The organism is Neobacillus sp. C211, from assembly GCF_051842875.1.
GTDB lineage: Bacteria > Bacillota > Bacilli > Bacillales > Cytobacillaceae > Neobacillus.
Genome location: NZ_JBPXRO010000085.1, coordinates 1 through 1,602, shown reverse-complemented (window position 1 = coordinate 1,602; position 1,602 = coordinate 1). Strand labels below are relative to the sequence as shown.

Below are 1,602 nucleotides of genomic sequence, written 5' to 3'. Positions count from 1 at the left end.
TGTGTGAAATGTTTCTGGCTTAAATTGAGATTGGTCACAATACTCAGGTAAAGACCAGACAGTTCCTTTCGGAACTGAAGGATTATATCGAAGAATCAAATGACGGGGTAACGCCCTGAAGGGTTCTCTCTAAGTCGAATAGCACTAGATTTAGTAAGAATGATAGTGTTATAAGCTCGGCGAAAAGGCGTGAGAAATTACCGTAGCAGTTCGGCTGCCGAAAGCCTACTCGATGGAGTGGTGTAGTTCATGATGCTTGAGTTGAATGAATATGGTGAGGATGTAAATAAACCTAAAAGTAAAAGGTAAAGCTGACGAACTTCTGAAAGTACGGGTCTATACCTGCAATACATAGAAATGTGTATATCACCAAATTGTGAGGTTAGCCGTGGGTGAGTAAGAATAGCTAATATAAAAATCCATGATACGTTACAGGCGTATGAGTGCTAACAGGCTTAAAGGAAGCACCTAAGTTCATTCCATAATAGATATAATTCAACATTGTAAGCTGATAACGTGGAGGGCTTACTCCTTAAGAAGCGTTGACAAGGAAAGCAATAATGATATTAGTTACTGTATAACTTTTCTTTGTATCAGTGAAAGTGGTGGCACAGTACCAATGAAATGTCTAATCCACATGGAGGGATAGCCACTAGACTAATTAAAAATCATTCAACCATGTAATGCAGATTTTTATCGATTAATAAGGTTCTTGTGAGACTAAAAGAGGTTTAACTCCGAAAGGAGTCACCGACTTATTGAAACGGAAGAAACTGAGGCACAATGAGTATTATAACTTACAGGAATGCTTTGACTCTCTGTATGCTCAAAGTGTCAATGGTGAAAAGTTTTATGGATTAATAGAATTGATGAGTTCTAATGAAAATATTCGTCTTGCCTACCGAAATATCAAAAGAAATACAGGTAGTAAGACGGCAGGTACAGATAATCTTACGATTAAAGATATGTGTCATTTATTGGTGGAAGATGTAATAAGCACGGTTCAAATCATGTTTAAAAACTACGAACCTCATATGGTTAGAAGAGTGTTTATTGACAAAGGGAATGGAAAACTTAGACCCCTAGGGATTCCCACCATCTGGGATAGAATTTTCCAACAGTGTATTCTACAAGTATTGGAGCCCATTTTTGAAGCAAAATTCCATAAACATAGCTATGGATTTCGTCCAAATAGAAGCACCCATCATGCCAAAGCAAGATTCGAATTCCTTGTCAATCAAGCTGGGCTACATCATTGTGTGGATGTCGATATAAAGGGTTTCTTTGATAATGTGAATCACGGAAAGCTTTTGAAACAGCTTTGGACATTGGGGATAAAGGATAAAGTATTACTCTCAATTATCTCTAGACTATTAAAAGCGGAGATTGATGGAGAAGGAATACCAGCCAAAGGAACACCGCAAGGTGGAATATTATCACCCCTTTTATCAAATGTCGTTCTCAATGAACTTGATTGGTGGATCAGTAATCAGTGGGAAACATTCGAAAGCAACTTTAAATATAGGACCAGTGGAATCAAGTACCAGGGACTTAAAAAATCTGGATTAAAAGAATGCTTTATCGTTCGTTATGCGGACGATT

At 37.6% G+C, this 1,602-nt stretch carries 1 protein-coding gene; it reads left to right on the top strand.

The window, feature by feature from the left end; genetic code table 11:
• Positions 1 to 758: 758 nt before the first annotated feature.
• Positions 759 to 1,602, top strand: an 844-nt coding sequence (locus tag ACSU6B_RS29090) for a reverse transcriptase domain-containing protein (RefSeq protein WP_410889944.1), incomplete at its 3' end; no start/stop codon positions are given.